Source organism: Pseudomonas sp. NFACC51 (assembly GCF_900103575.1).
Classification (GTDB): Bacteria; Pseudomonadota; Gammaproteobacteria; order Pseudomonadales; family Pseudomonadaceae; genus Aquipseudomonas; species Aquipseudomonas fluorescens_Q.
Map to the genome: position 1 here is coordinate 424,366 of NZ_FMXH01000002.1, position 25,760 is coordinate 450,125.

At 61.5% G+C, this 25,760-nt stretch carries 26 protein-coding genes; 11 read left to right on the forward strand and 15 right to left on the reverse strand.

Annotated features, from left to right (window positions below):
* Nucleotide 1: 1 nt before the first annotated feature.
* From BLT00_RS05875 to BLT00_RS05885, 4 genes are all read right to left on the reverse strand, one after another.
* Complete coding sequence (locus BLT00_RS05875; RefSeq protein WP_083569150.1) at nucleotides 2-403, reverse strand: hypothetical protein; 402 nt, start codon at nucleotides 401-403, stop codon at nucleotides 2-4.
* 309 nt (nucleotides 404-712) lie between these two features.
* Nucleotides 713-880 carry a hypothetical protein gene (locus BLT00_RS31795; protein WP_158265815.1) on the reverse strand — a complete coding sequence of 56 codons (168 nt, stop codon included), beginning with the start codon at nucleotides 878-880 and terminating at the stop codon, nucleotides 713-715.
* 148 nt (nucleotides 881-1,028) lie between these two features.
* Nucleotides 1,029-1,508 carry a nuclear transport factor 2 family protein gene (locus BLT00_RS05880; protein ID WP_046062452.1) on the reverse strand — a complete coding sequence of 160 codons (480 nt, stop codon included), beginning with the start codon at nucleotides 1,506-1,508 and terminating at the stop codon, nucleotides 1,029-1,031.
* 45 nt (nucleotides 1,509-1,553) lie between these two features.
* Nucleotides 1,554-2,117, reverse strand: coding sequence for a TetR/AcrR family transcriptional regulator (locus BLT00_RS05885; RefSeq protein WP_092143282.1), 564 nt, complete (start codon nucleotides 2,115-2,117; stop codon nucleotides 1,554-1,556).
* 121 nt (nucleotides 2,118-2,238) lie between these two features.
* Between BLT00_RS05885 and pssA the strand changes: the two genes are divergently transcribed.
* From pssA to BLT00_RS05940, 11 genes are all read left to right on the forward strand, one after another.
* A complete protein-coding gene (pssA, locus tag BLT00_RS05890) occupies nucleotides 2,239-3,582 on the forward strand; it encodes a CDP-diacylglycerol--serine O-phosphatidyltransferase (protein ID WP_092143285.1) in 1,344 nt (447 codons plus the stop codon).
* A gap of 11 nt (nucleotides 3,583-3,593) precedes the next feature.
* The gene (locus BLT00_RS05895; protein WP_092143720.1) at nucleotides 3,594-4,610 is read left to right on the forward strand and encodes an AraC family transcriptional regulator; all 1,017 of its coding nucleotides are present in this window, start codon (nucleotides 3,594-3,596) and stop codon (nucleotides 4,608-4,610) included.
* Nucleotides 4,611-4,772: 162 nt separating this feature from the next.
* Nucleotides 4,773-5,744 carry an NAD-dependent epimerase gene (locus BLT00_RS05900; protein ID WP_092143288.1) on the forward strand — a complete coding sequence of 324 codons (972 nt, stop codon included), beginning with the start codon at nucleotides 4,773-4,775 and terminating at the stop codon, nucleotides 5,742-5,744.
* Between the two features lie 32 nt (nucleotides 5,745-5,776).
* A complete protein-coding gene (locus tag BLT00_RS05905; protein ID WP_092143291.1) occupies nucleotides 5,777-6,520 on the forward strand; it encodes a glycosyltransferase family 2 protein in 744 nt (247 codons plus the stop codon).
* A 1-nt stretch (nucleotide 6,521) separates the two neighbouring features.
* A complete protein-coding gene (locus tag BLT00_RS05910) occupies nucleotides 6,522-6,815 on the forward strand; it encodes a lipid-A-disaccharide synthase N-terminal domain-containing protein (protein ID WP_092143294.1) in 294 nt (97 codons plus the stop codon).
* 67 nt (nucleotides 6,816-6,882) lie between these two features.
* Nucleotides 6,883-8,340 (forward strand): ArnT family glycosyltransferase, encoded by a 1,458-nt coding sequence (locus BLT00_RS05915; protein ID WP_175456213.1) that lies wholly within the window; start codon nucleotides 6,883-6,885, stop codon nucleotides 8,338-8,340.
* An 845-nt stretch (nucleotides 8,341-9,185) separates the two neighbouring features.
* Entirely contained in the window at nucleotides 9,186-10,850 is a 1,665-nt protein-coding gene (locus BLT00_RS05920; protein WP_092143723.1) for an AMP-binding protein, read from the forward strand.
* A 16-nt stretch (nucleotides 10,851-10,866) separates the two neighbouring features.
* Complete coding sequence (locus BLT00_RS05925; protein ID WP_063321223.1) at nucleotides 10,867-11,628, forward strand: SDR family NAD(P)-dependent oxidoreductase; 762 nt, start codon at nucleotides 10,867-10,869, stop codon at nucleotides 11,626-11,628.
* 16 nt (nucleotides 11,629-11,644) lie between these two features.
* The gene (locus tag BLT00_RS05930) at nucleotides 11,645-12,832 is read left to right on the forward strand and encodes an acetyl-CoA C-acyltransferase (protein ID WP_092143726.1); all 1,188 of its coding nucleotides are present in this window, start codon (nucleotides 11,645-11,647) and stop codon (nucleotides 12,830-12,832) included.
* A gap of 9 nt (nucleotides 12,833-12,841) precedes the next feature.
* Nucleotides 12,842-13,969, forward strand: coding sequence for an acyl-CoA dehydrogenase (locus BLT00_RS05935; protein ID WP_092143300.1), 1,128 nt, complete (start codon nucleotides 12,842-12,844; stop codon nucleotides 13,967-13,969).
* 13 nt (nucleotides 13,970-13,982) lie between these two features.
* Nucleotides 13,983-14,756, forward strand: coding sequence for an enoyl-CoA hydratase (locus BLT00_RS05940; protein WP_063321225.1), 774 nt, complete (start codon nucleotides 13,983-13,985; stop codon nucleotides 14,754-14,756).
* 219 nt (nucleotides 14,757-14,975) lie between these two features.
* Here BLT00_RS05940 and BLT00_RS05945 read toward each other — a convergent pair whose 3' ends face one another.
* From BLT00_RS05945 to BLT00_RS05995, 11 genes are all read right to left on the reverse strand, one after another.
* Nucleotides 14,976-16,127 carry an acyl-CoA dehydrogenase family protein gene (locus BLT00_RS05945; RefSeq protein WP_092143303.1) on the reverse strand — a complete coding sequence of 384 codons (1,152 nt, stop codon included), beginning with the start codon at nucleotides 16,125-16,127 and terminating at the stop codon, nucleotides 14,976-14,978.
* Nucleotides 16,128-16,130: 3 nt separating this feature from the next.
* A complete protein-coding gene (locus tag BLT00_RS05950) occupies nucleotides 16,131-17,237 on the reverse strand; it encodes an enoyl-CoA hydratase/isomerase family protein (protein WP_092143306.1) in 1,107 nt (368 codons plus the stop codon).
* Between the two features lie 134 nt (nucleotides 17,238-17,371).
* On the reverse strand, nucleotides 17,372-18,079 hold the full coding sequence (locus BLT00_RS05955) for an HPP family protein (RefSeq protein ID WP_057450721.1): 708 nt from the start codon (nucleotides 18,077-18,079) through the stop codon (nucleotides 17,372-17,374).
* A 177-nt stretch (nucleotides 18,080-18,256) separates the two neighbouring features.
* Nucleotides 18,257-19,636: a UDP-glucose dehydrogenase family protein gene (locus tag BLT00_RS05960; protein ID WP_092143309.1), complete on the reverse strand. Its 1,380-nt coding sequence runs from the start codon at nucleotides 19,634-19,636 to the stop codon at nucleotides 18,257-18,259.
* A gap of 93 nt (nucleotides 19,637-19,729) precedes the next feature.
* Entirely contained in the window at nucleotides 19,730-20,464 is a 735-nt protein-coding gene (locus BLT00_RS05965) for a metal-dependent hydrolase (RefSeq protein ID WP_092143312.1), read from the reverse strand.
* A gap of 3 nt (nucleotides 20,465-20,467) precedes the next feature.
* The gene (locus BLT00_RS05970; RefSeq protein WP_256572756.1) at nucleotides 20,468-21,283 is read right to left on the reverse strand and encodes a fatty acid desaturase family protein; all 816 of its coding nucleotides are present in this window, start codon (nucleotides 21,281-21,283) and stop codon (nucleotides 20,468-20,470) included.
* Between the two features lie 77 nt (nucleotides 21,284-21,360).
* Entirely contained in the window at nucleotides 21,361-22,149 is a 789-nt protein-coding gene (locus BLT00_RS05975; RefSeq protein WP_092143318.1) for a hypothetical protein, read from the reverse strand.
* A gap of 93 nt (nucleotides 22,150-22,242) precedes the next feature.
* Nucleotides 22,243-23,163 (reverse strand): LysR family transcriptional regulator, encoded by a 921-nt coding sequence (locus BLT00_RS05980; protein ID WP_092143729.1) that lies wholly within the window; start codon nucleotides 23,161-23,163, stop codon nucleotides 22,243-22,245.
* A 58-nt stretch (nucleotides 23,164-23,221) separates the two neighbouring features.
* The gene (locus BLT00_RS05985) at nucleotides 23,222-23,755 is read right to left on the reverse strand and encodes a hypothetical protein (protein ID WP_092143321.1); all 534 of its coding nucleotides are present in this window, start codon (nucleotides 23,753-23,755) and stop codon (nucleotides 23,222-23,224) included.
* A 39-nt stretch (nucleotides 23,756-23,794) separates the two neighbouring features.
* Complete coding sequence (locus tag BLT00_RS05990) at nucleotides 23,795-24,586, reverse strand: putative hydro-lyase (protein WP_092143324.1); 792 nt, start codon at nucleotides 24,584-24,586, stop codon at nucleotides 23,795-23,797.
* Nucleotides 24,587-24,678: 92 nt separating this feature from the next.
* Nucleotides 24,679-25,626 carry a LysR family transcriptional regulator gene (locus BLT00_RS05995; protein ID WP_092143328.1) on the reverse strand — a complete coding sequence of 316 codons (948 nt, stop codon included), beginning with the start codon at nucleotides 25,624-25,626 and terminating at the stop codon, nucleotides 24,679-24,681.
* Between the last annotated feature and the right edge of the window lie 134 nt (nucleotides 25,627-25,760).

Genomic DNA, 25,760 nt, shown 5'->3' on the forward strand with positions numbered 1-25,760 from the left:
TTCAGATGTCGCGAAACAGATCGTGGGCATCCAGCAGCCGCCAGGCGATCTCGGGGCGTTTTTCCAGCCCGCGGCGAATGGCGGCGGGGATTGACTGGCGAATTTTCCGGCACAGCCCGGGCTGCTCCTGGAATTCGATGGCGATGCCGCGCATGGTCCGCACTTCGTTATAGCCGGGCTCGACGCTCAAGCGGATCCCCAGGTTCTCGTACAGGCGTTGCTGCAGGCGCTGGAGTTCGTCGAGGCTCTGGATGTTCTCCAAACGTTCAAGCAGGCGTTTTTCTTCCTGGCGATTCAGGCAAAGGATGCGCAGGTCGCTGCCAGGCGCTTGCAGCAAGGCATCACGGCCACAATCGCAGACGCCGGGCGGGCAGGGGGGACGGATCGGAATCGACGCGGTCATGGGCTCCACAAAAATCTGCTGCACAACGAAACAGCGAGCTTATCGCCGGCCCAGGCAATGTGATGCCTGGCGGCATGTGGGTCAAGCCTGTTGGAGGGGCCGCTTGTCTGGCGCTGCTGTGGGAGCTTGCTCGTGATAGCGGTGAGTCAGCCTGCACCTTTGTCGGATTTGCCACCGCCATCGCGAGCAAGCTCCCACAAGAGCTGATGGGTGTACGACCGCGAGAGCCAGGCCGGCTGTAAGGCCGCCTCGCGAGCAAGCTTTGCTCCCACAGACCTGATGGGTGTACGACCGGGGGAGCCAGGTCGGCTATAAGGCCGCCTCGGCGTGGACGTTGATCTCGGGCGCCCCGTTAACCACGCTGGCCGAACGCAGGCATTGTGCAGTGGGCATCCCGGCATGGATGCCGGGATAGCCGCGCTGGGCCATGGATGGCCCTTCGCGGCGGCCCACGGAGCAATGCCGGAGTGAGGGCATGCCGAGCCCTAGCGAGGCACCGAGTGGTGGGGCAAAGCGCTTTTGGTTACTTTTGGCGCTCTTCTTCCAAAAGTGACCCGCCGTCAGGGCGGAACCGCCAGCAGCCTTTACCGCAGAAATGGATATGTACTCAGTCCAGTCAAGAGCGTTACAACCCCAACTCAGACAACCCCGGATGATCGTCCGGCCGGCGGCCCAGCGGCCAGCGGAACTTGCGCTCGCTTTCCTTGATCGGCATGTCGTTGATGCAGGCATAACGGTTGTACATCAGGCCTTGTTCGTCGAACTCCCAGTTTTCGTTGCCGTAGGAGCGGAACCAGTTGCCCGAATCGTCGTGCCATTCGTAGGCATAGCGCACGGCGATGCGGTTATCGGTGAAGGCCCAGAGCTCCTTGATCAGCCGATAATCCAGTTCCTTGGCCCATTTGCGGGTCAGGAACGCCTTGGCTTCCTCGCGGTTATGGGCGAATTCGGCGCGGTTACGCCATTGAGTATCCAGCGTGTAGGCCAGGGATACTTTTTGTGGGTCACGAGAGTTCCAGCCGTCTTCGGCCAGGCGAACTTTCTCGATCGCCGATTCACGAGTGAACGGCGGCAACGGCGGGCGAACTTCGGAAGAGGCAGACATGGCGGATCTCCAGTGAATTGACGAATTGCACAAGGGTTCAACGGGTCAGGCGTGTAACAGTTTTTTCAGCAAGTCCTGGGCGTCGTCAGCCGCGCTGTGGTCGCCCATGACCAGCGCCACGGTAATGGCGCCGTCAATCAGAATCAGGAGTTGGCGGGCCAATGCGTCCGGGTTCTGGATACCTTGTTCGACGCACAGCCGGGTGACGTAATCGAGCAACTTCTGTTTGTGCATCTTCGCCACTTGGCGGACCGGATCCTGTGGATCGCCTGTCTCGCCACTGGTGTTGATGAATGCACAGCCGCGGAAACCTTCGCTGTCGAACCAGCCCTTGAGTACGGTGAACAGGTTGAGCAGCCGCGCCGTCGGTGTCGGCGCCTTGTCCACTTCGCTGCTGAACCAGTGCATCCAGCGCTCATCCCGCCGCCTGAGGGCGGCCACGATCAGGTCGTCCTTGTTGGCGAAGTAGCGATAGACACTTTTCCTGGAGACGCCGGCGGTTTTCACCAGAAGGTCCATGCCGGTGGCGGCGATGCCACTTTTATAGATCAACTTTTCGGCGACATCGAGGATGATGTCTCGTGTTTCATTACCAGTAATTTCGTTCATGAAACAAAAGTAGAATGATCGTTCTCCTTGGTCAAGTCTTTTTTTCTTGAGGACAGGAAGACCCAAACCCATCCATGGTGTAAGCTCATCCGTTCTTCGGAATCGACCTTTTGCGAGCCCTATGCCGTCGCTTTTCAAACGCTCCCTGCTGCCCAAGCTGCGCAGCTTTGCACTGACCGCCGACGCGGTGACCATCCTCGATGGCGCTGCCCAATTCCGCCGTTGCCTGCTGGAGAAAATCGCCCAGGCCACCCAGCGCATCTACATCGTCGCGCTGTACCTGCAACAGGACGAGGCCGGCCAGGAAATCCTCGATGCCCTGCATGCCGCCAAGGCCGCGCATCCGGAACTGGATGTGGTCGTGGTGGTGGACTGGCTGCGGGCCCAGCGCGGGCTGATCGGCGCCAAGAAGCAGCCGGGCAACTCGGCGTGGTATCAGGAACAGACTCGCACCCATGCCAGCGAAGTGCCGATCTACGGCGTGCCGGTACAGACCCGCGAGCTGTTCGGCGTGCTGCACCTGAAAGGCTTCGTGATTGACGACTGTGTGCTCTACAGCGGCGCCAGCCTGAATAACGTCTACCTGCACAAGTTCGACAAATACCGCTACGACCGCTATCACCTGCTGCAGAACACGGCACTGGCCGATTCGATGCATCACCTGGTGCAGCACGGCCTGATCACCTCCAGGGCCGTGCACCGCCTGGACCTGCCGAACCTGCCCAGCACCCGCAGTTTGCGCAAGGACATCGGCGACCTGCGCAGTCGCCTCAAGTACGCGACCTATGACACCAGCGTTGGCAGCCTCGATAAGAGCGGCCTGTCGGTAAGCCCGTTGCTGGGGGTGGGCAAGAACAATCCGCTGAGCCGGGTGATCGGTGAGCTGATCGCCAGCAGTCGGCAGCAACTGACCATTTGCACACCCTATTTCAACCTGCCCCTGGCGGTGACCCGGGAGCTCAATCGCGCCCTGGCCCGTGGGGTCAAGATCGACATCATCGTCGGCGACAAGACCGCCAACGACTTCTACATCCCGCCAAGCGAGCCGTTCAAGATCATCGCGGCGCTGCCATACCTCTACGAAATCAGCTTGCGGCGCTTCGCCAAGCGCCATCAGCGCGCTATCGACAGCGGCCGATTGAACCTGCACCTATGGCGTGATGGGGACAACACCTATCACCTCAAGGGCATGTGGATCGACGAGCGCTACACCTTGCTGACCGGCAACAACCTCAACCCGCGGGCCTTTCGCCTGGACCTGGAAAACGCGCTGTTGCTGGACGACCCCAAGGGCGAGTTGCTGGCGCCGCGCCAGGCCGAGCTTGAACAGATCTACCGCCACACTCACCGGATCGAGCGTTACCTGGACCTGGAAACCCTGCCGGATTACCCCGACGCCGTGGCCAGGTTCCTGAAACGGGTCAGCCGGGTGCGGATAGAACGGCTGCTTTACCGGATCCTGTGAACACCGGCGCCATGTCGAAAAAAGACACCATCTCCATTCAGTTGGTGCGTGAGGCGCTGCTGCAAAGCTGCGCTCCCGGAGCGGCTACCGATGAGGTATTGAGCAAGGTGGGCATCGATCCCGCATTGCTCGACGACGCCCAGGCGCGGGTCCCGGCCCATGCCTATGCGCGGCTCTGGCGTTTGCTCGCCCGGCGCCTGGATGATGAGTTTTTTGGCATGGACCCGCGCAAGCTCAAGTCCGGCAGCCTGGCGTTTCTCTGCCAGTGCGCCATGGCCCAGTCGACGCTGGCGAGCGGCTTGACGGCGGGGCTGGGTTTTCTGTCGCTGATGCTCGAACACCTGCCGGCCCAGTGGGTGCGCCAGCAAAGCCTGGCGGAGATCGTGCTGCTGGAAGACGATCAGGAACCGCGCCGGGCCTTTACCTACTTCACCTACTGGATGATCGTCCATGGGGTGGCCTGCTGGTTGGCTGGGCGGCGCATTCCCATTCTTTCCATCGAGCTGCGTTGCCCGGCGCCGGATTTCTGCGACGACTACCGGGTGATGTTTTCCCAGAACCTGCGTTTTGACCGGCCTCGCACCCGGATGATTTTCGCCGCCGAATGCCTCGACCTGCCGATCAGACGCAACGCTGATGAGCTCAAGCGCTTCCTGGCCCAGGCCCCGGCCAACATCCTGGTCAAATACCGCGACCCGCAAAGCCTGGCCAGCCGTATCCGGCACGACCTGCGGCAGTTGCCTGCCGAACAGTGGCCGGAAACCGAGGCCCTGGCCCAGCAGCTGTGCGTGTCCGCCTCCACCCTGCGTCGACGCCTGGCGGAGGAGGGCCAGACTTACCAAGGCCTCAAGGACAGCGTGCGCAAGGACCTGGCGATCACCTGGCTGGCCGAGCCTTCCATCAGTTTCGTCGAAATCGCCTCGCGCCTGGGTTTTGCCGATGCCAGCTCCTTCTACAAGGCGTTTCGCAAATGGTCCGGGTCCAACCCGGGGCATTATCGCAGCCTGATTCTCAACGACCCAGATTGACCCATCGGGTGGCCTCCAATCTTGTGCCTACCCAAGCTCCCACAGGGTTTTTCTCTACGCTCGTAAAACCGTCATTTTCTTCTGATACAAGCCTGTGCAAGCCCCGGAAAAGCCGGACCATCCATCAGGGTAATGTATGCAAATGACCGTTTTGGGCCGCGTATGAGAGTACTGGTCACCGGCGTCGCAGGGTTCATCGGATTTCATACCGCCAAGCGGCTGTGCAGCGATGGTCATCAGGTCATTGGCATCGACAACCTCAACAGTTACTACAGCGTCGAGCTGAAACAGGCACGACTGGCTCAGTTGGCCGAATATCGCGATTTCCGCTTTCAGCTGCTGGATGTGGCAGACAAACAGGCACTGTTGGAGTTGTTTGCCGAACACGCCTTCGACCAAGTCGTCCACCTCGCGGCCCAAGCCGGCGTGCGCTATTCCATCGACAATCCGGACGTTTATGCGCAAAGCAACCTGGTAGGTTTCCTCGACATATTGGAAGCCTGCCGTGCCCATCGGCCGGCGCACCTGATTTTCGCCTCGAGCAGTTCGGTGTATGGCTTGAACGACCGCCTGCCGTACGCCACGACCGACCCTGTCGATCAGCCGGTGTCTTTCTATGCCGCGACCAAGCGCGCCAATGAGCTGATGGCTCACGCCTACTCGCATCTCTATGGCATTCCCACCACCGGCCTGCGTTTTTTTACCGTGTATGGGCCTTGGGGACGGCCCGACATGGCGCCCTTCAAATTCACCGATGCCATCCTCAACGGTCGCGCCATCGACGTTTACAACGACGGCGCGATGTCTCGCGATTTCACCTATATCGACGACATCGTCGAGGGCCTCGTGCGCCTGATTCCGCTGCCGCCGACCGATGAGACCGGCGTGCGCAACAAGGTCTACAACATCGGCTTCGGCTCACCGGTGAGGCTTTTGCAGTTTATCGAGTGCATTGAAGAAGCGCTGGGCATCCGCGCGATAAAGAATTTCTTGCCACTGCAATCGGGCGACGTGGTCGACACGTGGGCGGACACTCGTGAACTGGAGGCGCGGGTGGGGTTTCGCCCACAGGTCGCGGTGCCCGTCGGTGTGCAGTCGTTTGTCGATTGGTACCGCGACTATTACGCCGTCTAACCACTCATTTCCCAGCTTTTTTCTGGAGCATCATGCACGAACCCCCTTATGTATCGGTCCTGATTCCAGCCAAAAACGAGGCAGGTAATCTCATTCCACTTCTTGAAGAAGTGCGCGCGGCGTTGGCCAATGAGAACTTTGAGGTCATCGTGGTGGACGATGGGAGCACCGACGCCACCGCCGCTGAGTTAAGCACCTTGCAAGGTAGCGGCTACCAGCAATTGCGGGTGCTCAGCCACACCCGTTCCCTCGGGCAGAGCACCTCGATCTACCACGCCGCTGAAGTGGCACGCGGGCATTGGTTGGCAACCCTGGACGGCGACGGTCAGAACGACCCGGCCGATCTGCCGAAAATGCTCGACCTGGTGCGCGGCTCCGAAGGCACCCCTGCGGGCGTCAAGCTGGTGGCAGGGCATCGCGTCAATCGCCGGGACACGGCGAGCAAGCGCTGGGCCTCGCGATTTGCCAACAAATTGCGCGCCAGCCTGCTCAAGGACCAGACGCCCGATACCGGTTGCGGCATCAAGTTGATCGAGCGCGAGGCGTTTCTGCGCCTGCCGTATTTCGATCACATGCACCGTTTCATTCCGGCGCTGATCCGCCGTCACAACGGCCGGATGCTGGTTCATCCGGTCAATCACCGTGAGCGCGGGGCCGGGGTGTCCAATTACGGCAACCTGGACCGGGCGCTGGTGGGCATTGTCGATCTGTTCGGGGTGTGGTGGCTGATCAAACGCACCCGCCTGGACGTCAACGCACAAGAAACCGAGGTTTGAAATGGGCAGAGAATCGTTGTGGTTGGCCGTTGGCTTCGGTGGTCAATTGGCATTCACCGGGCGTTTTGCCCTGCAATGGCTGTACAGCGAATACAAGAAGCGCAGCATGATTCCCGTTGGCTTCTGGTACCTGAGCATCATCGGGAGTGCGCTGTTGCTGGCCTATGCCATCTACCGCGAAGACCCGGTGTTCATTGTCGGCCAGTCCTTCGGCTTTATCGTTTACCTGCGCAATTTGCAGTTGATCGCCAAGCATCATGAGCAGGAAAACCCCGAACTGGCCAAAAAGGGCTGAGACGGTGCGGATACGACTATCTTCCTCGCGGCTCGAGCTCCTGGCGTTTGTGGTATTGGCCTTGATCATGGTGGGCGCTGGCCTTGGCTGGCGCCAACCGATGAACGTCGATGAGGAGCGCTTCCTTGGCGTTGCCCTGGAGATGCTGCAGAACGGTTCTTGGTTCATTCCCCATCGCGCCGGTGAAATCTACGCCGACAAACCGCCGCTGTTCATGTGGACGGTGGCGCTGTTCGTGCAACTGACCCACCTGCCCAAAGTTGCCCTGTACTTGCCCGCGCTGCTGGCAGGCGCCGTTACCACCGCGTGCCTGTATGACCTGGGCCGACGCTTGTGGGGGCGGCGCGTAGGGGTGATCGCGGCGCTCTTGTTTCTCGCGACCTACCAGACCTACAGCATCCTGCGCACCGGGCAGATCGATGGTTTCCTTGCGCTCTGGACCATCCTGGGGATCTATGGCTTGTGCCGGCACATGCTGCTCGGCCCGGCCTGGCGTTGGTACTACGTGGCGTGTGCGTCGATGGGGTTGGGGATCATCAGCAAAGGCGTGGGTTTTCTGCCGGTGCTACTGCTGATTCCCTACGCCTATGCGCTGCGCAAAGGTTGGAAGGGGGTGGTGGCCATGCCTGGTCAGGGGGGACGCTGGTGGCTGGGGCTGCTCGTAGCATTGGTCGCCATCGCGTTATGGCTGGGGCCTTTGCTGGTGATTGTCTCGCAGGGCAGTGCCGACAGCCTGGCATATGCCCAGGAAATCCTGTTCAAGCAGACTGCCGGGCGTTATGCCAACGCATGGGAGCATCGCGAACCATTCTGGTATTTTTTCGTCCAGGTGATTCCGAAGTACTGGCTGCCGATTGTGTTCATGCTCCCCTGGCTGGTGCCGGCCTGGCGTAAACAACTGCTCAAGCACGACGGTCGGGTGTTGGTGCTGCTCGGTTGGGTACTGCTGGTGTTGGTGTTCTTTAGCCTGAGCAGCGGCAAGCGCAAGCTGTATATCTTTCCCGCGTTACCCGCGTTGATTCTGGTGGTGGCGCCGCTTGTGCCATGGATGCTGCGCTGCTGGTTTGGCGCGCGACCGAGGGGCAGGAGGGTTTTCAACGTATTGGCTGCGCTGTGGTTGTGTGCCTGGCTTGTACGCGGCTTCGTCGAGCCCCACAAGGAAGGCATCAACCCCCACCAGACCTTGATGCGCGATGTCGCGGGGATGACTTCAAATGCCGAGTTGGTACTCGTGGGTTGGCGTGAGGGCCATTGGCTGTTCGCCCGGCAACCCATCGTGCATTTCGGCTTTTATAACGGCAACGCCCTGGAACAATCCGCCACCTGGCTGCGCAGCCACCCCCGGGCCTTCGCCCTGGTCCCCGCCCGGGACCTGGCTCGCTGTTACGACCCGCAAAAGGCTCGCCGGGCCGGCGATACCTCTAGGGCCGAGTGGTTCCTGGTGGGGGCTGATGCGGATAACCAGCGCTGCCAGTCCCCGGCGCCGGAAAAGGTTTACTCATTCACATGGACGCATCCTTTGTAGTGGCTGAAAACTGCCCTGTGGCGAGGGAGCTTGCTCCCGCTGGGGCGCGGAGCGGCCCCAGAACCGGACAACCGGGTGTGTCAGGCTGATTGAGTTGGCTGCTTTGGGGCGGCTGCGCAGCCCAGCGGGAGCAAGATCCCTCGCCACAGGGGGGCTCGACAGGCAACACAAACCAGTCAAGCAACTTTCGATCGTTCCCACGCTCCTGGGTGGGAATGTCGCCAGGGACGCCGGAAAAGGTTTACTCATTCACATGGACGCATCCTTTGTAGTGGCTGAAAACTGCCCTGTGGCGAGGGATCTTGCTCCCGCTGGGGCGCGGAGCGGCCCCAAAACCGGACAACCGGGTGTGTCAGGCTGATTGAGTTGACTGCTTTGGGGCGGCTGCGCAGCCCAGCGGGAGCAAGCTCCCTCGCCACAGGGGGGCTCGACAGGCAACACAAACCAGTCAAGCAACTTTCGATCGTTCCCACGCTCCTGGGTGGGAATGTCGCCAGGGACGCCGGAAAAGGTTTACTCATTCACATGGACGCATCCTTTGTAGTGGCTGAAAACGGCCCTGTGGCGAGGGAGCTTGCTCCCGCTGGGACGCGAAGCGGCCCCAGAACCGGACAACCGGGTGTGTCAGGCTAATTGAGTTGACTGCTTTGGGGCTGCTGCGCAGCCCAGCGGGAGCAAGCTCCCTCGCCACAGGGGGGGCGACAGGCAACACACCCCTGAACCATGGCCAAACCAGTCAAGCAACTTGAAAGCTTTGACCATTGCCGCCACAGCCCTTCGGCGCGAGTATTTGCCTGCTATCCACGGTTCCCCCAACCAATAAAAAACACAGAGGGATGCTGGTCATGCGCGATTATTCGTCCGCCACTTCGCAATTCGATTACCTGCAAACCGTCAACGCCGCGCTGCACGGCTCGCTCGAGGCGCTCAATGCCTGTGTCGAGTGTTGCGACCGGCATGCGTTGCCGGGGCGCATCGCCTTGTTCTGGGAGGGCCGTGACGGCAGCGATGCGACTTGGACTTACCGTGACCTGCAGGACAACGCCGCGCGGTTCGCCAATTTCCTCCGCGCCCAAGGCGTCGGCAAGGGCGACAAAGTGGCCGGCCTGCTGCCGCGCACCGCGGAACTCTTGATCGTTGTACTCGCCACCTGGCGTATCGGAGCGGTGTATCAACCGCTGTTCACCGCATTCGGGCCCAAGGCCATCGAGCACCGCGTCGGCAGCTCGGGCGCACGGATCGTCGTGACCGACGCCGTCAACCGTCCCAAGCTCAATGAAATCGCCGGTTGCCCCACCATCGTCACGGTCGGTAGTGAAAAGGGCCAGGGCATCGTGCGCGGCGACTACAGTTTCTGGGCCGAAGTGGCGAACCACTCCAGCCAGTGCGAACCGCTGATGCTCACCGGCGAAGACCCGTTCCTGCTGATGTTCACCTCCGGCACCACAGGGCCTGCCAAGGCTCTGTCGGTGCCACTCAAGGCCATCGTTGCGTTCCAGAGCTACACCCGTGACGCGGTGGACCTGCGACCTGAAGACGCCTTCTGGAACGTCGCCGACCCCGGTTGGGCCTACGGCATTTATTTCGGCGTGACCGGGCCGCTGGCCATGGGACATCCGATTACTTTCTACGATGGCCCGTTCACCCTGGAAAGCACCTGCCGGGTCATCAACAAATACGGCATCACCAACCTGACCGGCTCGCCCACTGCCTATCGGCTGTTGATCGCCGGGGGCGAGCAGTTTGCCCGCTCGATCAAGGGCAAGCTGCGCATCGTCAGCAGCGCTGGTGAGCCGTTGAACCCGGAGGTGATCCGTTGGTTCGCCGATAATCTGAACGTGGTGATCCACGACCATTATGGCCAGACCGAACTAGGCATGGTGCTGTGCAACCACCATGGGCTGGAACATCCGGTACATCTGGGGGCGGCCGGTTTTGCCTCGCCGGGCCATCGGATCGTGGTGCTGGATGAAAACCAGCGCGAGCTGGGCGTGGGCCAGCCGGGCATTCTCGCGGTGGACCGCAGCCAGTCGCCCATGTGCTGGTTCGCCGGTTACGAAGGTGCGCCGACCAAGGCCTTCGTTGGCGACTACTACTTGAGCGGCGACACCGTGGAGCTTAACCCCGACGGCAGCATCAGCTTCGTGGGCCGTAGCGATGACGTGATCACTACCTCCGGCTACCGGGTCGGTCCGTTCGATGTGGAAAGTGCGCTGATCGAACACCCGGCCGTGGTGGAAGCGGCGGTGATCGGCAAGCCCGATCCGGAACGCACCGAGCTGGTGAAGGCCTTCGTGGTGCTCAGCACCCAATATCGCGCCTCACCGGAGCTGGCCGAGGAATTGCGCCTGCATGTGCGCAAGCGCCTGGCGGCCCATGCGTATCCCCGTGAAATCGAATTTGTCAGCGACTTGCCGAAAACCCCAAGCGGCAAGTTGCAGCGCTTTATCTTGCGCAACCAGGAAATCGCCAAGGCTCAAGAGGCTGCGGCGCAGAACGTTTCAGCTTGAACCCAAGGAAACCATGATGCAGATCGACAACAAGATTTTCCTCGTCAGCGGCGGCGCGTCGGGCCTCGGCGCGGCCACCGGCGAGATGCTGGTCAAGGCCGGCGCCAAGGTGATGCTGGTGGACCTCAACGCCGACGCCGTGGCCGCCCAGGCGCAAAAACTGGGCTGCCAGAGCGTGGTGGCCGATATCAGCAACGAAGCGGCGGCTGAAGCGGCGGTCCAGGCCACGGTCGATGCGTTCGGTGGTCTGAATGGCCTGGTGAATTGCGCCGGTATCGTGCGCGGCGAGAAGATCCTCGGCAAGAACGGCCCCCACGGGCTGGACAGCTTCAGCCAGGTGATCAACGTCAACCTGATCGGCAGCTTCAACTTGCTGCGCCTGGCGGCTGCGGCCATTGCCGAAACCGAGGCAGACGCCGATGGCGAACGTGGCGTGATCATCAACACCGCTTCGGTCGCGGCCTTCGACGGCCAGATCGGCCAGGCCGCCTATGCGGCCTCCAAAGGCGCCATCGCCAGTCTGACGTTGCCAGCCGCCCGTGAACTGGCGCGCTTCGGTATCCGGGTGATGACCATTGCCCCGGGGATTTTCGAAACCCCGATGATGGCCGGCATGACCCCCGAGGTGCGGGATTCCCTAGCCGCTGGCGTGCCGTTTCCGCCACGCCTTGGGAAACCGTCCGAGTACGCGGCGCTGGCCAGGCATATCATTGAGAACAGCATGCTCAACGGCGAGGTGATCCGTCTCGACGGTGCCTTGCGTATGGCAGCCAAATAAGTAAGGAGGATTCATGATGTCCAACGATCCTATTGTCATCGTCAGTGCCGTCCGTACCCCCATGGGCGGTTTCCAGGGCGAACTGAAAAGCCTCACCGCCCCGCAACTCGGTGCCGCCGCCATCAAGGCCGCCGTGGAGCGGGCCGGTATCGCGCCGGGTGCGGTTGAAGAGGTGCTGTTCGGTTGCGTGCTCGCCGCCGGCCAGGGCCAGGCACCGGCACGTCAGGCCGCACTGGGCGCCGGGCTCGACAAGTCGACCCGCTGCACCACGCTCAACAAGATGTGTGGTTCGGGCATGGAAGCGACGATCCTGGCCCACGACATGCTCATCGCCGGCAGCGCCGAGGTGGTGGTGGCCGGCGGCATGGAGAGCATGTCCAACGCCCCGTACCTGCTCGATCGCGCCCGCGGCGGTTATCGCATGGGCCACGGCCGGGTGCTTGACCACATGTTCCTCGATGGCCTGGAAGACGCCTACGACAAAGGTCGGCTGATGGGCACTTTCGCTGAAGATTGCGCCGAGGCCAATGGTTTGAGTCGCGAGGCCCAGGATGCCTTCGCCATTGCGTCCACCACCCGCGCCCAACAAGCGATCAAGGACGGCAGTTTCGAGGCCGAGATCGTGCCGTTGCAGGTCATGGTCGGCAAGGAACAAGTGACCATTCGCCACGACGAGCAGCCGCCGAAAGCGCGGATCGACAAGATCGCCTCGCTCAAACCGGCGTTTCGCGAGGGCGGCACGGTGACGGCGGCCAACGCCAGTTCCATTTCCGATGGTGCCGCAGCCCTGGTGCTGATGCGTCAGAGCCAGGCTGCCCAGCGTGGCCTCAAGCCCCTGGCGGTGATCCACGGTCACGCGGCGTTTGCCGATACTCCGAGCCTGTTTCCCACCGCACCGATTGGCGCCGTGAAGAAACTGATGCAGAAAACCGGTTGGTCGCTGGATCAAGTCGACCTGTTCGAAGTCAACGAAGCCTTTGCCGTGGTCGGGCTGGTGACCATGGACAAGCTGGAGATTGCCCATGACAAGGTCAACGTCCACGGCGGAGCCTGTGCGCTGGGCCACCCGATTGGCGCGTCTGGCGCACGGATCCTGGTGACCCTGCTGTCAGCCCTGCGCCAGAAGGGTCTCAAGCGCGGCGTCGCGGCGATCTGCATTGGTGGCGGCGAAGCCACGGCCATGGCCGTCGAATGCCTGTATTAAGGAATTACCATGCTTGCGACTGAAGAACAGACTCAAATCCGCGACATGGCCCGGCAGTTCGCCGAGGAACGCTTGAAACCGTTCGCCGCCGAATGGGACCGCGAGCACCGTTTTCCCCGGGAAGCCATCGATGAAATGGCCGAGCTGGGCTTCTTCGGCATGCTGGTGCCGGAGCAGTGGGGCGGCTGCGACACCGGTTACCTGGCGTATGCCATGACCCTGGAAGAAATCGCCGCCGGCGACGGCGCGTGCTCGACCATCATGAGTGTGCACAATTCGGTGGGCTGCGTGCCGATCCTCAAGTTCGGCAACGATGAGCAGAAGGCGAAATTCCTCACGCCCCTGGCCAGTGGCGCGATGCTTGGTGCCTTCGCCCTGACCGAGCCCCAGGCCGGTTCGGACGCCAGCAGCCTCAAGACGCGGGCGCGGCTGGAGGGGGATCATTACGTGCTCAACGGTTGCAAGCAGTTCATCACGTCCGGGCAGAACGCCGGGGTGGTGATTGTGTTTGCGGTGACCGATCCGAGCGCAGGCAAGCGTGGCATCAGTGCGTTCATCGTGCCGACCGATTCGCCGGGCTACAGCGTCGCGCGGGTCGAAGACAAACTCGGCCAGCATGCCTCCGACACTTGCCAGATCCTCTTCGAGGATTTGAAGGTGCCGGTGGGCAATCGCCTGGGGGAGGAGGGCGAGGGCTACAAGATCGCCTTGGCGAACCTGGAAGGCGGGCGCGTGGGCATCGCGGCGCAAGCGGTGGGCATGGCCCGCGCGGCGTTCGAAGCGGCCCGGGACTATGCCCGGGAACGCTCCAGTTTCGGCAAGCCGATCATCGAACACCAGGCCGTGGCGTTCCGCCTGGCCGACATGGCGACCCAGGTCGCCGTGGCCCGGCAAATGGTGCACTACGCCGCCGCCCTGCGAGACAGCGGCCAGCCAGCGCTGGTGGAGGCCTCCATGGCCAAGCTGTTCGCCTCGGAAATGGCTGAAAAAGTCTGCTCCATGGCATTGCAAACCCTGGGCGGCTACGGTTACCTGAACGACTTCCCGCTGGAGCGCATCTACCGCGACGTGCGGGTCTGCCAGATCTACGAAGGCACCAGCGACATTCAGCGCATGGTCATTTCGCGCAATCTTTGAACAGGAGTCCTGCATGAGCTACGAAACGATTTTACTGGAGATCAAGGACCGCGTCGGCCTGATCACCCTCAACCGTCCCCAGGCCTTGAACGCCTTGAACGCGCAGATCGTCAGCGAACTGAACCAGGCGCTGGATAGCCTGGAGGCTGATCCGAAGATTGGCTGCATCGTGCTGACCGGCTCGAAAAAAGCCTTTGCCGCCGGTGCCGATATCAAGGAAATGGCCGAGCTGACCTACCCGCAGATCTACCTGGACGACCTGTTCAGCGACAGCGACCGCGTGGCCAACCGTCGCAAGCCGATCATCGCGGCGGTGAACGGTTTTGCCTTGGGCGGTGGCTGTGAGCTGGCGTTGATGTGCGACTTCATCCTGGCCGGCGACAACGCCAAGTTCGGCCAGCCGGAAGTCAACCTCGGCGTGCTGCCAGGCATGGGCGGCACCCAGCGCCTGACCCGGGCGGTGGGCAAGGCCAAGGCCATGGAAATGTGCCTGACCGGGCGCTTTATCGATGCCGTGGAGGCAGAGCGTTGCGGTATCGTGGCGCGGATCGTACCGGCCGATGAGCTGCTGGATGACGCACTGAAAACCGCCGCGTTGATCGCCTCCAAGTCGGTGCCCATCAGCATGATGGTCAAGGAAAGCGTCAACCGTGCGTTTGAAGTCAGCCTGTCCGAAGGCGTGCGTTTTGAGCGGCGTGTATTCCACGCCGCGTTTGCGACGCAAGATCAGAAAGAAGGCATGGCGGCATTCGTGGCCAAGCGCGCGGCGGAGTTCCAGGACAAGTAAGGCGGCCACCCCATAACCCGTGGCGAGGGAGCTTGCTCCCGCTCGGCTGCGCAGCAGTCGCAAACCGGATCATGTGGTTCGGCTGAAAAAATGCAGAGGCCTGCTTCGCAGACCAGCGGGAGCAAGCTCCCTCGCCACATTGGGTTTGTGTAGAGCCGAAATTGGAGCTCGACCAAAGTCCCTGTGGGAGCGAGCCTGCTCGCGACGCTTTCCCAGCCATCACACCAGGTAGTGTTTCAACTCCCGAGCGATGACCATCCGCTGTATCTCGCTCGACCCTTCATAAATCTGGGTAATCCGCGCATCGCGGTAGTAGCGTTCCACCGGATAATCCTCGAGATACCCATAACCACCATGAATCTGTATGGCCGAGGAGCAGACTTTCTCGGCCATTTCCGAGGCAAACAGCTTGGCCTGGGAGGCTTCTGACAGGCAAGGTTGGCCCGCGCTGCGCAGGCGGGCGGCGTGGAGGATGAGCAGGCGGGTGGCGTTGATGCGGGTGTGCATGTCGGCCAGCAGGTTGGCGATGCTCTGGTGCTCGATGATCGGCTTGTCGAACTGTACGCGATCACGTGCGTAAGCCAGCGCCGCTTCGAACGCCGCGCGGGCGATGCCCAAGGCTTGCGCCGCGATGCCGATGCGACCGCCTTCCAGGTTGGACAGGGCGATGGCCAGGCCTTTACCGCGAGCTCCCAGCAGGTTGGCTTCGGGGATGGTGCAATTGCTCAAGGTGACCGCGCAGGTGTCCGAGGCGCGGATGCCCATTTTGTGTTCGGTGCGATCAACGATGAAGCCCGGCGTATCGGTGGGCACCAGGAACGCTGAAATGCCTTTCTTGCCCAGTTCCGGGTCCGTCACGGCAAACACGATCGCCAGTTTCGCTCGCTTGCCGTTGCTGACGAACTGCTTGGCGCCGTTGATGACCCATTGGCCATCGCGCAGTTCGGCCCGGGTGCGCAGGTTGTGGGCTTCGGAGCCGGCCTGGGGCTCGGTCAGGCAGAAGCAGCCAATGGCCTGGCCACTGGCGAGGTCGGCCAACCATGTCTGTTTTTGTTCGTCGGTGCCGAAATTCAGCACCGGCCCACAACCCACCGAATTGTGGATGCTCATCAGTGCGCCGGTAGCACCGTCGCCTGCGGAGATTTCCTCCACGGCCAGGGCATAGGCGACGTAATCGACGTAGGTACCGCCCCATTCTTCCGGCACTACCATTCCCAGCAGGCCCAGCTCACCCATCTTCGCCACCAGACCGTTGTCAATCCAGCCGGCCTTTTCCCACGCCTGGGCATGGGGGGCGATTTCACCACGGGCGAAGTCCCGGGCCATGTCGCGGATCATCACTTGTTCTTCGGTCAGTTCGAGGTCATGCATGGCTCAGTTCCCGTGGTCGTCGAAGCCCTCGAAGAAACTCGCCACATGGTCGGCGTCCAGCGCCTCCAGGGTCGGCGGGTTCCAACGCGGGTTCTTGTCTTTGTCGATCAGCAAGGCGCGTACACCTTCGATCAGGTCACCGCGTTCGAACCATTGCTGATCCAGATGCAGTTCCAGGGCAAAACAGTCTTCCAGGCTCAAATGCCGACCGCGCCGCAGCATTTCCAGGGTCACGGCCATGGCCAGGGGAGAGCGGCTGTCCAGCAGGTCGGCGGTCTTTATTGCCCATTCATGGCTGTTGGCGACGGTGACCTGGCGCAACTGCTCGACCATGCTCGGCACGTCGGGCAGGCCGAAGAAATGATCGATGGCTGGCCGCAGATCGGCCAGGGGCGGGGCCGGCAGCTGTTGCACACCGAGTTTGGCCAGCAGGCTCTGCAGGTCCTTGAGTGGCGTATCACCCCACTCCAGGCGATCGAGGCGCGCATCGAGCTGTTCAAGCTTGCGACTGTCCAGATACCAGTCGGCCAGCCCGCAATACAAGGCGTCGGCCGCGCGGATCTGCGCGCCGCTGACGCCCAGGTAGATCCCCAGTTCGCCAGGAATGCGCGGCAGGAAGTAGCTGCCGCCCACGTCCGGGAAATACCCGATGCCGACTTCTGGCATGCCCAGGCGGCTGCGCTCGGTCACCACCCGCAGGTCGGCACCTTGTGCCAGCCCCATGCCGCCGCCCAGCACGAAGCCATCCATCAAGGCGACGATTGGTTTGCGGTAGTGATGAATCGTCAGGTCGAGGGCGTATTCCTCGACGAAGAAATCTTCATGCAGGGTGTCACCCTGCTTGTGGCTGTCGTACAACGAACGGATATCACCGCCGGCGCAAAACGCCTTCTCGCCCGCGCCCCGCAGCACCACGGCGCGGATCTGTGGGTCCAGGGCCCAGGTATCGAGTTGTTGCTGCAAGCTGCGCACCATGCCCAGGGTGAGGGCATTGAGGCCGGCGGGGCGGTTCAGGGTCAAATGGCCAATGTGATTGCGAACGTCGACCAGCACCTCATAGGCCGCGGTGTCTAGGGTTCCCGCAGCGTGTGATGAAACCTGAGCTGTCATCGCTAACTCCCTGCTTTTATTCTTCTTTATGAATTGTGTCGCGCGTACCTATTCAGGATCGTAACAGTGCAAATTTGCATTGCACAACCGGGATACGTGCAGGTCCTTTCTGCATATTTATAGCAGCCACAGGCTTAGCCGCGACTGGAGAGAACCTCCGCGATGCTGCGGCGCTTGGCATTTCGCTCGCTGGCGTGGATCAACTGCTCAAGATCTTCCGGCGTGACGTCAAAGAATGCTTCCATTTCCGCCAAGGCCAGTTTCAGGTCTTCGGCGGTGATCGCCTGGCGGTCGACGGGTGGATGGTCAGCCGGTATGACGGCCAGCGGTTCGCTGGCACGCTTGGGATAGCGCACCCGAGTCAGGTTGTTATAGGCCAGCGCAAAGGCCAGCAACCCGGAACCGGCCAGCATCGCCGCACCAACGGCTTGCCAGTCCAAGGCAATGATAGACGGGGCGGCCAGCACCAGCGTCGCCGCCAGGGCGCCTGCCGGCGGATGCAAGCAACGCAGCCAGCACATCAACACCAGCGCCATGCCCGCCGCCAGGCAGGCGCTACCCAGCGTACGGCCCAGTACATGGGCCACCAGCAGCGCGACGACCGACGCACACAGGTAACCGCCGACAATCGACCAGGGCTGGGCGAGGGCGCCCGATGACACCGCAAACAACAGCACCGCCGAGGCGCCGAGGGGGCCGATCAGGTGTTGCGCCACCTCGAGGCCGAATACCTGGCCACAAAGCCAGACACTGAACATCGTCCCCAGCGCCATGCCGATGGCGGCGCGGCTCCACTCGGTGGGACGGGTATTGATAGCGGCGGGGAACCAGCGAGAAAGCATTAAGCGAAAATCCAAAAAACGAACAAAAAAAGGGGCTTACGGGAGAGTCCCAGAAAGCCCTTTAAGTGTTCCAACAGTTGGGGGAGGAACGGTGCACAGTGTGCCGCTCACAACTCTTGCTTACAAATTCATATTAATGCTGGTTGAGTGCATTAATTTTGAGGTAACGCTCACAGGTCACGCGCTTCTCGAAGCCGGGAACCACGTTTGCTGGGCGATAGGCAGGTTGCGCGACTGCCCGCGACCCATCGGGAAATAGGTGAAACCCTTGTCGGCCATGCGCTCCGGATCGAAAAGGTTACGACCGTCAAAAATCACTGGGGCCTTGAGCCGTTGTTGGATCAGGTCGAAGTCCGGCGCCTTGAAGGGTTGCCATTCGGTACAGATGACCAATGCGTCGGCCCCCGGCAACACCGATTCCGGCGTGCCCATCAGCATGAGTCGGGTTTCGTCGGGATAGAGCTGTTGCGTCTGCTGCATCGCCTCCGGGTCGAACGCGCGGACGCTGGCACCCGCTGCCCAGAGCGACTCCAGCAGGGTACGGCTCGGAGCATCGCGCATGTCGTCGGTGTTGGGCTTGAAGGCCAGGCCCCAGAGGGCGAAGGTCTTGCCGCGCAGGTCGCCCTGGTAGAACGCGTTGATCCGCTCGAACAGCTTGTGTTTCTGCCGCCCGTTGATGGCTTCCACCGCTTGCAGCAGGTCGCTGGAGCAATGAGCCTGCTCGGCCGTGTGGATCAGGGCACGCATGTCCTTGGGAAAGCACGAACCGCCGTAGCCGCATCCCGGGTAGATGAAGTGATAGCCGATGCGCGAGTCGGCGCCGATGCCCAGGCGCACGGACTCGATGTCGGCCCCCAGGTGTTCGGCCAGTTCGGCGATCTGGTTGATAAAACTGATCTTGGTCGCCAGCATGCCGTTGGCGGCATATTTGGTCAGCTCGGCGCTGCGCAGGTCCATGAACAAGACCCGATCGTGGTTGCGGTTGAACGGGGCGTACAGGTCGCGCATGGTTTCGCGCACTTCATCGCGCTCGCAGCCGATCACGATGCGATCCGGACGACGGCAATCGGCGACCGCCGAGCCTTCCTTGAGGAATTCGGGGTTGGAAACAATATCGAACTGCAGCAGGCGACTGGCCTTGAGCAGGCATTTGTCGATGTGCCCCCGCAGAACGTCGCCGGTGCCCACCGGCACGGTGGACTTCTCCACCACAATGAGCGGTTGCTCGCGGTAGCGGGCGACGGCCTCGCCGACGGCCAGGACCTGGCTCAGATCGGCACTGCCATCTTCCCGGGAAGGCGTGCCCACGGCGATAAACAGCACCTGGCCGTGCTGCACGGCGAGCTGTTCGTCGCAGGTGAAATGCAAGCGGCCAGCTTCCAGGCCTTCACGCACCAGCGCGGCCAGGCCAGGTTCGTAAATGCTCACCTGGCCTTGGCGCAAGCTGTCGACCTTGCGCTCGTCGATGTCCATGCACACCACGTCATGGCCCACTTCGGCCAACACGGCAGCTTGCACCAAGCCTACGTAACCACTTCCGAATACGCTGATTTTCATGGCGAACTCCCTGGAACTTTCCGAGCGGGCGACATGCACAACCAGCGTTCGCCGCAGTGCGCTTGGTCCAGAATAAGTCGGGGATATTGCAGTTCACTTACAGCCTGCCACCGCAGTCGTTTTCAGCGGAAGAAAGTAGGCGCCCCATCCGCTGGCCAGCAGCACCAGGTTCGCACCATCGCGCAGTAGCAGGCGCCCCGTGGCCCATCCCAGCTGCCTGGCGCTGACGCGGCCGCGGGCAATGTCCCAGCGAGCAAAACCATGCAGATGCCGCAGGACATCGAAGCTCATCAGCGCCGATGCGGCCAAAAAATAGACAATCCGCTGCCAATAGGGGACACCCAACGCCTGGAGTAGATCGGTGGTGACGTGCTGATGAGCCACTTCTTCGGCGCAGTGCCAGCGCCACAGGCGTGTTTGCGGGGAGGTGCTGGTCGACAGCAGCCCGCCACTGCGCAAGGCGATCCGCGAGGTGACGGCCGTCACATGCTCGAACGCCGCGGCCAGGGACAGCTGCGCATGGAGTGACAGTTTGGTACGCAGGGCATCGAGGTCCTTTTCGATCTCGCGTTCGTATTTCTTGACTTCAAAACCCTGCTTTTCCAGTTGTTGGTTGTAGAGACGATGGGCTCGCTGGTGGGCGCGTTCCTCGGCCACGAAGTCGCGCGATTGGTTAGCCAGTGGCGAGTTTGGCGGCAACTGCAAAGCGGATGATTGCACCACTGAAATCACAAATTGTTCGCCGGCAGGGAGCAGCACCGAAAAGGCATCGAACAGGTAGGTCCTGATCGGTGTGTCGTTCCAGAAGGGCTCGCAGTTGTTTTTCATGGCTTATTTCCAGAGTCGGGGACCGAGTCGCATCCATGTCGCAACGAACGTGGGCAGCCCTGTCGTGCCTCGGGGCTTGTCTTTGGCGAGCACCCTCGATTGCGCGTACGCGTGGAACCAACGGGTTGCCGGCGCATGATGGTGGGTGCGATGCAGCGAACGATGGAGGATCAGCCAGGAGAGGATCTTTGGCAGGCGCACGTCCGTGGTGATCTCACAGGGCGGGCGTCGCGGGCCTTGGGCCGAGATCCGTACGCCATAGTGCTCGGCCTGCGTCAGCCAGAAATCCATCCAGGCAAACAGGCAATAAGGGAGCAGATAGACGCAGACGACCAGTCGAGGCGCCTCATAGAGACCGAACGCCAGCGCAGCCGCAAAAACGCCGATCACGGCGTTGTTCCAGCGCCAGCGCCAGACCGCGTTCGGCGGCAGGTAGCGGCGGGAGATCCTGTTGGTGGAAATCGCCACCCAGAGTTGCTCCGCGGCGCCCAGCAGGCTGATCCAGCGGGTCGGCCAGGTCTGTTCGTACATCAAGCCTTCGGGATCATCGGCCTGGCAGGTCTTGCGGTGGTGTTCGAGGTGGAAGTAGCGGTAGCCCACGAAGTTTGCCGCAAAAATGCCCGCCGCGAACACACCCACCGCCTCATTGAGAGGTGTGCCCACAAGGAACTGGCGATGCACGCCTTGATGCTTGATCTCCTGGACACCGATCATCAGGATCGCCTGCAGCACGATCAGCGGTGCGACAGCCAGCCATGTGAATGCCTCCTGCGTCGCCAGCCAGCCGATCGCGGCGGAATTCAGGACGCACAGCAGCATGAATAGGTAGCTGGGAAGATTGCTGCTCGATGAAGGAAAAGCCACTGCACGGGCAACGGCTAGAGCCCGGGAGGTACTCACAGGCACACGAAGACCAGTTTTTTCATGCGTTGCAACCAGGGCAACGGAACTCTCTTCCAGATGAACGAAAGGCCCGACAGCGGCACTTTGCCTTGGAGCAGCACGCCGACATCCAGCGAAGGCTCATGGGGGAAGTAGTTGTCTTTGATGGCGACAATCTTGCGAAAGCCTTTCTTGAAGTAGTACCGCAGCTGTGGGTCCAACGGCACTCCCTGGCGTTTACTCAGGATGTAGTGCGCCTCTGTGAAGCCGGGGTTTTTCGAGCGCCAATCCCTTAGGCCCGGGACAGGAGATCCCAGGTAGATGACCGACCAGCCTTGTTTCAGCGCGTAGGGCCAGAAGAACTCGAAAATCGCATTGGCCGCTTTCGGGTCGACGCTGCTCAGGCTAATGCCAAACAACGCATCCGTTCTGGCCGATTCGTCACCGTGCTGCTTCCTCGCGCAATCTGCCCAGGTCGGACACTGGCGAATATGGTCGTGCCGGGTCGGTTTCATGAACAGCGATGCCCGCGCGCTGCCGCTGCGTGTGCAAAACGCACCGACACTCAGGGCCGGGAATGCGGCGATTCGGGAGGCCAGCATGGCGGCATCGGCCCGCTGGTCGTCCGTCCATTTCCGTTGTTCGAGCTCAAGCAGCGAGGGGATGTCTGCACACGACAGGAACCGGACACAGATCTCACCTTCACGGGACCTGTCGCTGTTCTGCGTGTCATGCCTGTGTTCCCTATGATTTGGCGTTGTAGCCGGCGCTTCGGGCGTTCTGTTTTTCAGGAATGCTTGCATCAGGCAGATAGCTCACCGATCGAGGGACGGGATCAATCGGTGCCCACGGTATGTCACCGGTGTGAATATCTGATGACGAAATGAATGGGCGGCTCAATTCATATCGAGTCGATACCCGGGCGGTAACTGTGCGACGAATTCGCCGACCACTTCCCGGGTCAGGCTGACGATGTCTTCTACCCGTTCCATTCCCGCGCCGGTCCGCCAACTGGCGACGATGTCCATGACCGATGGCAGCGGCACGCCGTCCACCAAGGTCAATGTGCCTTGGGCCAGTTCGCCGACGACCAGCGCCGCGGGCATGGCGCCAATGCCAAAGCCGTCGCGAACCAGGCGGGTAATGGCCGAGGCCGAGTTCACGCAGTTGATGCGGGGCGAGACGATGTTGGCCGAATGCAGCAGGTTGAGAATGTCCTGGTGGGGGCGAGAGTTGCGCGAGAAGGTCACTATGCGTTCCTGGGACAAGTCCTCCAGCGACGCATAGGACCGGTCATAGGCGGAGCCGGTGCGCACCACCCAGTGCATCGGGTAACGGGTCAGCAGCGCGTTGCGTACACTGTCCAGGCGCAGGATGTCGGTCTGGAAAATGATGTCCTGGTAGCCTTTTTCCAGTTGCGAGCACAGGTTGCTCGCGGTGTCGGCCGACAGTTCGATTTCCAGGGCCGGGTAACATTCCATCAGGCGCGTCACCAAAGGGCTGAGCCAGGTGTGGATCACCGTATCCATCGCGCCGATGCGGATTCGGCCGCGCACCTGGCGTGGATCCTTGATCACGGCTTTCATGCTTTGCATGGTGTCCATGATGCGCTCGGCGTATTCCAGCACGCGCTGGCCTTCGGAGGTCAGCGACACACCTTTGGAATCGCGCACGAACAGGCGCACGCCCATTTCATCCTCCAGGGCGGCGATCCGACTGGAAATGGACGCCTGGGTGGTGAACAGCTTTTCCGCGGTGAGGCGAAAGCTCTTCAGGCGGGCGACCCAGACGAAGGTTTCGAGAAACTTGATGTTCACTTGGGGCGATTCCTTGAAACAGTCATGCAAGACTCCTGAAAGCGCACGGGCGGCCTGATCAAAGATCTTCCAGGTAGCGGATAACATCCTGGAGCGCGCCTGAATCCGGGACGTTATCGAGAACCGCTTCAGGCTGGCACCATGGGTACTCCAGCCGCGATGCCCAAGCCATGATCATCGGCAGATCGGTTGCCGGCAGCGTCTTCATGTGTTCGATGGTGATGGTCAGTCGCTCGGCCAGGCTCGACCCCGGATCGAACTGCCAGTCATACAGGCCACAACCGACGCGTGCCTCGCCACTGTTCTTGTCGGACATTGCCACCAGCCACTTGCACTGGAACGCCTCGGCGTTTGCCGGCGGCGGGGCGGCCAGGCAGAACGTGTAGACGTTTTCGAAGGTCTGGCCAAAGCGACTGACCAACACGTCGCCAATGGCGGTACGGCCTTCGACGTGGTCGGGAAACGTGATGGAACCGGTGCGCACGTTCATGTGCAGCGTAGCAGTCGGCGTAAAAGCCTGATCCAGCAGGTGCGGGCGATTGCCGTCCTTGGCGCTGATGTACTGTTGAATCGATTGCTGAGCGGTGTTCATCGTGTGTCCCTTCAAGTTGAAAACGGCCTCGTCCGAGGTTTACAAATCACTGTTCCATAAGTCCGTCACCAGCATGCAGCCAGGGGCGTGGGTGATGCACAACGGTGGACGTGAGGCCTGGACCACCGATTGAGGCGTTACGCCGCAGGCCCAGAATACCGGGATCTCGTCCGCTTCCACCGGCACGGCATCGCCGTAATCCGGCGAGTTCAGGGATTGAATGCCGATCAGTGACGGATCGCCGATGTGTACCGGGGCGCCGTGAACGTTGGGCATGCGCCCGGTAATCTGGATCGCCTGGATCGCCGCGGCGGCTTTCATCGGCCGCATGGTCACCACCATCTTGCCAGACAGGCGGGCGGTGGGGCGTGTGTCGATGTTGGTCTGGAACATCGCGACATTGCGCCCCAACTCAATGTGCCGCAAACGGATGCCGGCCTCCAGCAGGGGTTGTTCGAACGAGAACGAGCAACCGAGGGCAAAGGCCACCAGGTCGTCCTGCCACAGGTGTTCGATGTCCAGCGGCGCTTCGCTCAACTCGCCGTGGCGGTAGACCCGGTATTGAGGTACCTCGTGGCGGATATCGATGGCGGCGCCCAGGTTACGGAAGAACGGATCGCCTGGCTCGGTCACGTCAAGCACCGGGCAAGCCTGGCGATTGAGGGTGCAGTAGCGCAGGAATTCATTGGCCCAGTCGCCGGGCAGGATCACGATATTGGCTTGCACGCGGCCCTGGCCCAGGCCGCTGGTATGGCCCTGGTACTGACCGGCGGCGATGTTTTGGCGCAGGGCCAGGGGTGTGCATTGCTGCAGTTGTTCGAAGGACATCATTACGGGGCTCTCCAAGCGTTCGTTCGCTACTTTGAGAACAGCGTGGGGATGACGTCCAACAAGGAATATTGCTACCCCGTGACAACTAAAAGTTATTCAAGAGGTGGTTGGCCGTTCAGCCCGGGAGCCGCCACCATGCGTTGCGGCCCGACATCAACGGCGTATTGGCTGACTACCTGGCGACTCATCTGGACGATGTTCTCGACCAGTTCCAGGCCGACACCCGCCCGCCACGAGGCGACGACGTCGAGTTGGGGCAGGGCGGTGCCGGGTTCGAGCTGGATCAATTCACCGCTGGCCAGGGGCTTGGCCACCAGCGCGGCGGGCAGGGCGCCGATGCCGAATCCGTCGCGAATCAATCGGGTCATGGCCGACACCGAGTTGACGCAACTGACCCGTGGCGCACTCACGCCATGGGCGTACAACAGGTTGAGTACATCCTGATGCGGTCGCGAATGCTTGACGAAGGTGATGATGCGCTCGCCGGCCATTTCCACCAGTGACGCGTAGGGGCGGGCATAGATCGACTGGCTGGCGGCGATCCAGTGCATGGGGTAGTGACCCAATTCCAGGTTGCGCACGCTTTCGTGGCGGACCAGATCGGTCTGGAACACGATGTCCAGGTAGCCTTTTTGCAATTGGTCACAGAGATTGCGCGCGGCATCGGCGGTGATTTCGATTTCCACGGCGGGGAAGGCTTGCATCAGCATCGACATCAACGGGCTGAGCCAGGTGTGGATCACCGTATCCATCACGCCGATGCGCACCAGGCCTTGCTGCGCAATGGTGGTGTCCAGTGACTGCTTCAACGCCCGCTGCACTTCGAGCATCTGCTCGGCGTAGTCGAGCACCTTGAGGCCTTCGGGGGTCAGCGAAACCCCGCGCGAATCCCGTACGAACAGGCGCAGGCCCAACTCCTCTTCCAGCGAAGCGATTCGGCTGGAGATCGCCGCCTGGGTGCTGAACATCTTCTCGGCGGTGAGGCTGAAACTCTGTAGCCGGGCGACCCAGACAAAGGTTTCGAGGAATTTGAGGTTCATGAGGGCTCTCTGGGTGCGGGTGGTTCTTATGTTGCAATTGTTTTGCAATTGTCACTCCAGATCGGGCCGTTGGGGCATCAAATTTTCTTATGTCCCATCTGGTGTTTTTCCCGTTTGACGCTGTGCCGATCCGC

Excerpts from the sequence above, each read along its gene's own strand:
- BLT00_RS05875 (WP_083569150.1), bottom strand. The coding sequence starts at position 403 with ATGACCGCGTCGATTCCGATCCGTCCCCCCTGCCCGCCCGGCGTCTGC.
- BLT00_RS31795 (WP_158265815.1), bottom strand. The coding sequence starts at position 880 with ATGCCCTCACTCCGGCATTGCTCCGTGGGCCGCCGCGAAGGGCCATCC.
- BLT00_RS05880 (WP_046062452.1), bottom strand. The coding sequence starts at position 1,508 with ATGTCTGCCTCTTCCGAAGTTCGCCCGCCGTTGCCGCCGTTCACTCGT.
- BLT00_RS05885 (WP_092143282.1), bottom strand. The coding sequence starts at position 2,117 with ATGAACGAAATTACTGGTAATGAAACACGAGACATCATCCTCGATGTC.
- pssA (WP_092143285.1), top strand. The coding sequence starts at position 2,239 with ATGCCGTCGCTTTTCAAACGCTCCCTGCTGCCCAAGCTGCGCAGCTTT.
- BLT00_RS05895 (WP_092143720.1), top strand. The coding sequence starts at position 3,594 with ATGTCGAAAAAAGACACCATCTCCATTCAGTTGGTGCGTGAGGCGCTG.
- BLT00_RS05900 (WP_092143288.1), top strand. The coding sequence starts at position 4,773 with ATGAGAGTACTGGTCACCGGCGTCGCAGGGTTCATCGGATTTCATACC.
- BLT00_RS05905 (WP_092143291.1), top strand. The coding sequence starts at position 5,777 with ATGCACGAACCCCCTTATGTATCGGTCCTGATTCCAGCCAAAAACGAG.
- BLT00_RS05910 (WP_092143294.1), top strand. The coding sequence starts at position 6,522 with ATGGGCAGAGAATCGTTGTGGTTGGCCGTTGGCTTCGGTGGTCAATTG.
- BLT00_RS05915 (WP_175456213.1), top strand. The coding sequence starts at position 6,883 with ATGGTGGGCGCTGGCCTTGGCTGGCGCCAACCGATGAACGTCGATGAG.
- BLT00_RS05920 (WP_092143723.1), top strand. The coding sequence starts at position 9,186 with ATGCGCGATTATTCGTCCGCCACTTCGCAATTCGATTACCTGCAAACC.
- BLT00_RS05925 (WP_063321223.1), top strand. The coding sequence starts at position 10,867 with ATGCAGATCGACAACAAGATTTTCCTCGTCAGCGGCGGCGCGTCGGGC.
- BLT00_RS05930 (WP_092143726.1), top strand. The coding sequence starts at position 11,645 with ATGTCCAACGATCCTATTGTCATCGTCAGTGCCGTCCGTACCCCCATG.
- BLT00_RS05935 (WP_092143300.1), top strand. The coding sequence starts at position 12,842 with ATGCTTGCGACTGAAGAACAGACTCAAATCCGCGACATGGCCCGGCAG.
- BLT00_RS05940 (WP_063321225.1), top strand. The coding sequence starts at position 13,983 with ATGAGCTACGAAACGATTTTACTGGAGATCAAGGACCGCGTCGGCCTG.
- BLT00_RS05945 (WP_092143303.1), bottom strand. The coding sequence starts at position 16,127 with ATGCATGACCTCGAACTGACCGAAGAACAAGTGATGATCCGCGACATG.
- BLT00_RS05950 (WP_092143306.1), bottom strand. The coding sequence starts at position 17,237 with ATGACAGCTCAGGTTTCATCACACGCTGCGGGAACCCTAGACACCGCG.
- BLT00_RS05955 (WP_057450721.1), bottom strand. The coding sequence starts at position 18,079 with ATGCTTTCTCGCTGGTTCCCCGCCGCTATCAATACCCGTCCCACCGAG.
- BLT00_RS05960 (WP_092143309.1), bottom strand. The coding sequence starts at position 19,636 with ATGAAAATCAGCGTATTCGGAAGTGGTTACGTAGGCTTGGTGCAAGCT.
- BLT00_RS05965 (WP_092143312.1), bottom strand. The coding sequence starts at position 20,464 with ATGAAAAACAACTGCGAGCCCTTCTGGAACGACACACCGATCAGGACC.
- BLT00_RS05970 (WP_256572756.1), bottom strand. The coding sequence starts at position 21,283 with ATGCTGCTGTGCGTCCTGAATTCCGCCGCGATCGGCTGGCTGGCGACG.
- BLT00_RS05975 (WP_092143318.1), bottom strand. The coding sequence starts at position 22,149 with ATGCAAGCATTCCTGAAAAACAGAACGCCCGAAGCGCCGGCTACAACG.
- BLT00_RS05985 (WP_092143321.1), bottom strand. The coding sequence starts at position 23,755 with ATGAACACCGCTCAGCAATCGATTCAACAGTACATCAGCGCCAAGGAC.
- BLT00_RS05990 (WP_092143324.1), bottom strand. The coding sequence starts at position 24,586 with ATGATGTCCTTCGAACAACTGCAGCAATGCACACCCCTGGCCCTGCGC.
- BLT00_RS05995 (WP_092143328.1), bottom strand. The coding sequence starts at position 25,626 with ATGAACCTCAAATTCCTCGAAACCTTTGTCTGGGTCGCCCGGCTACAG.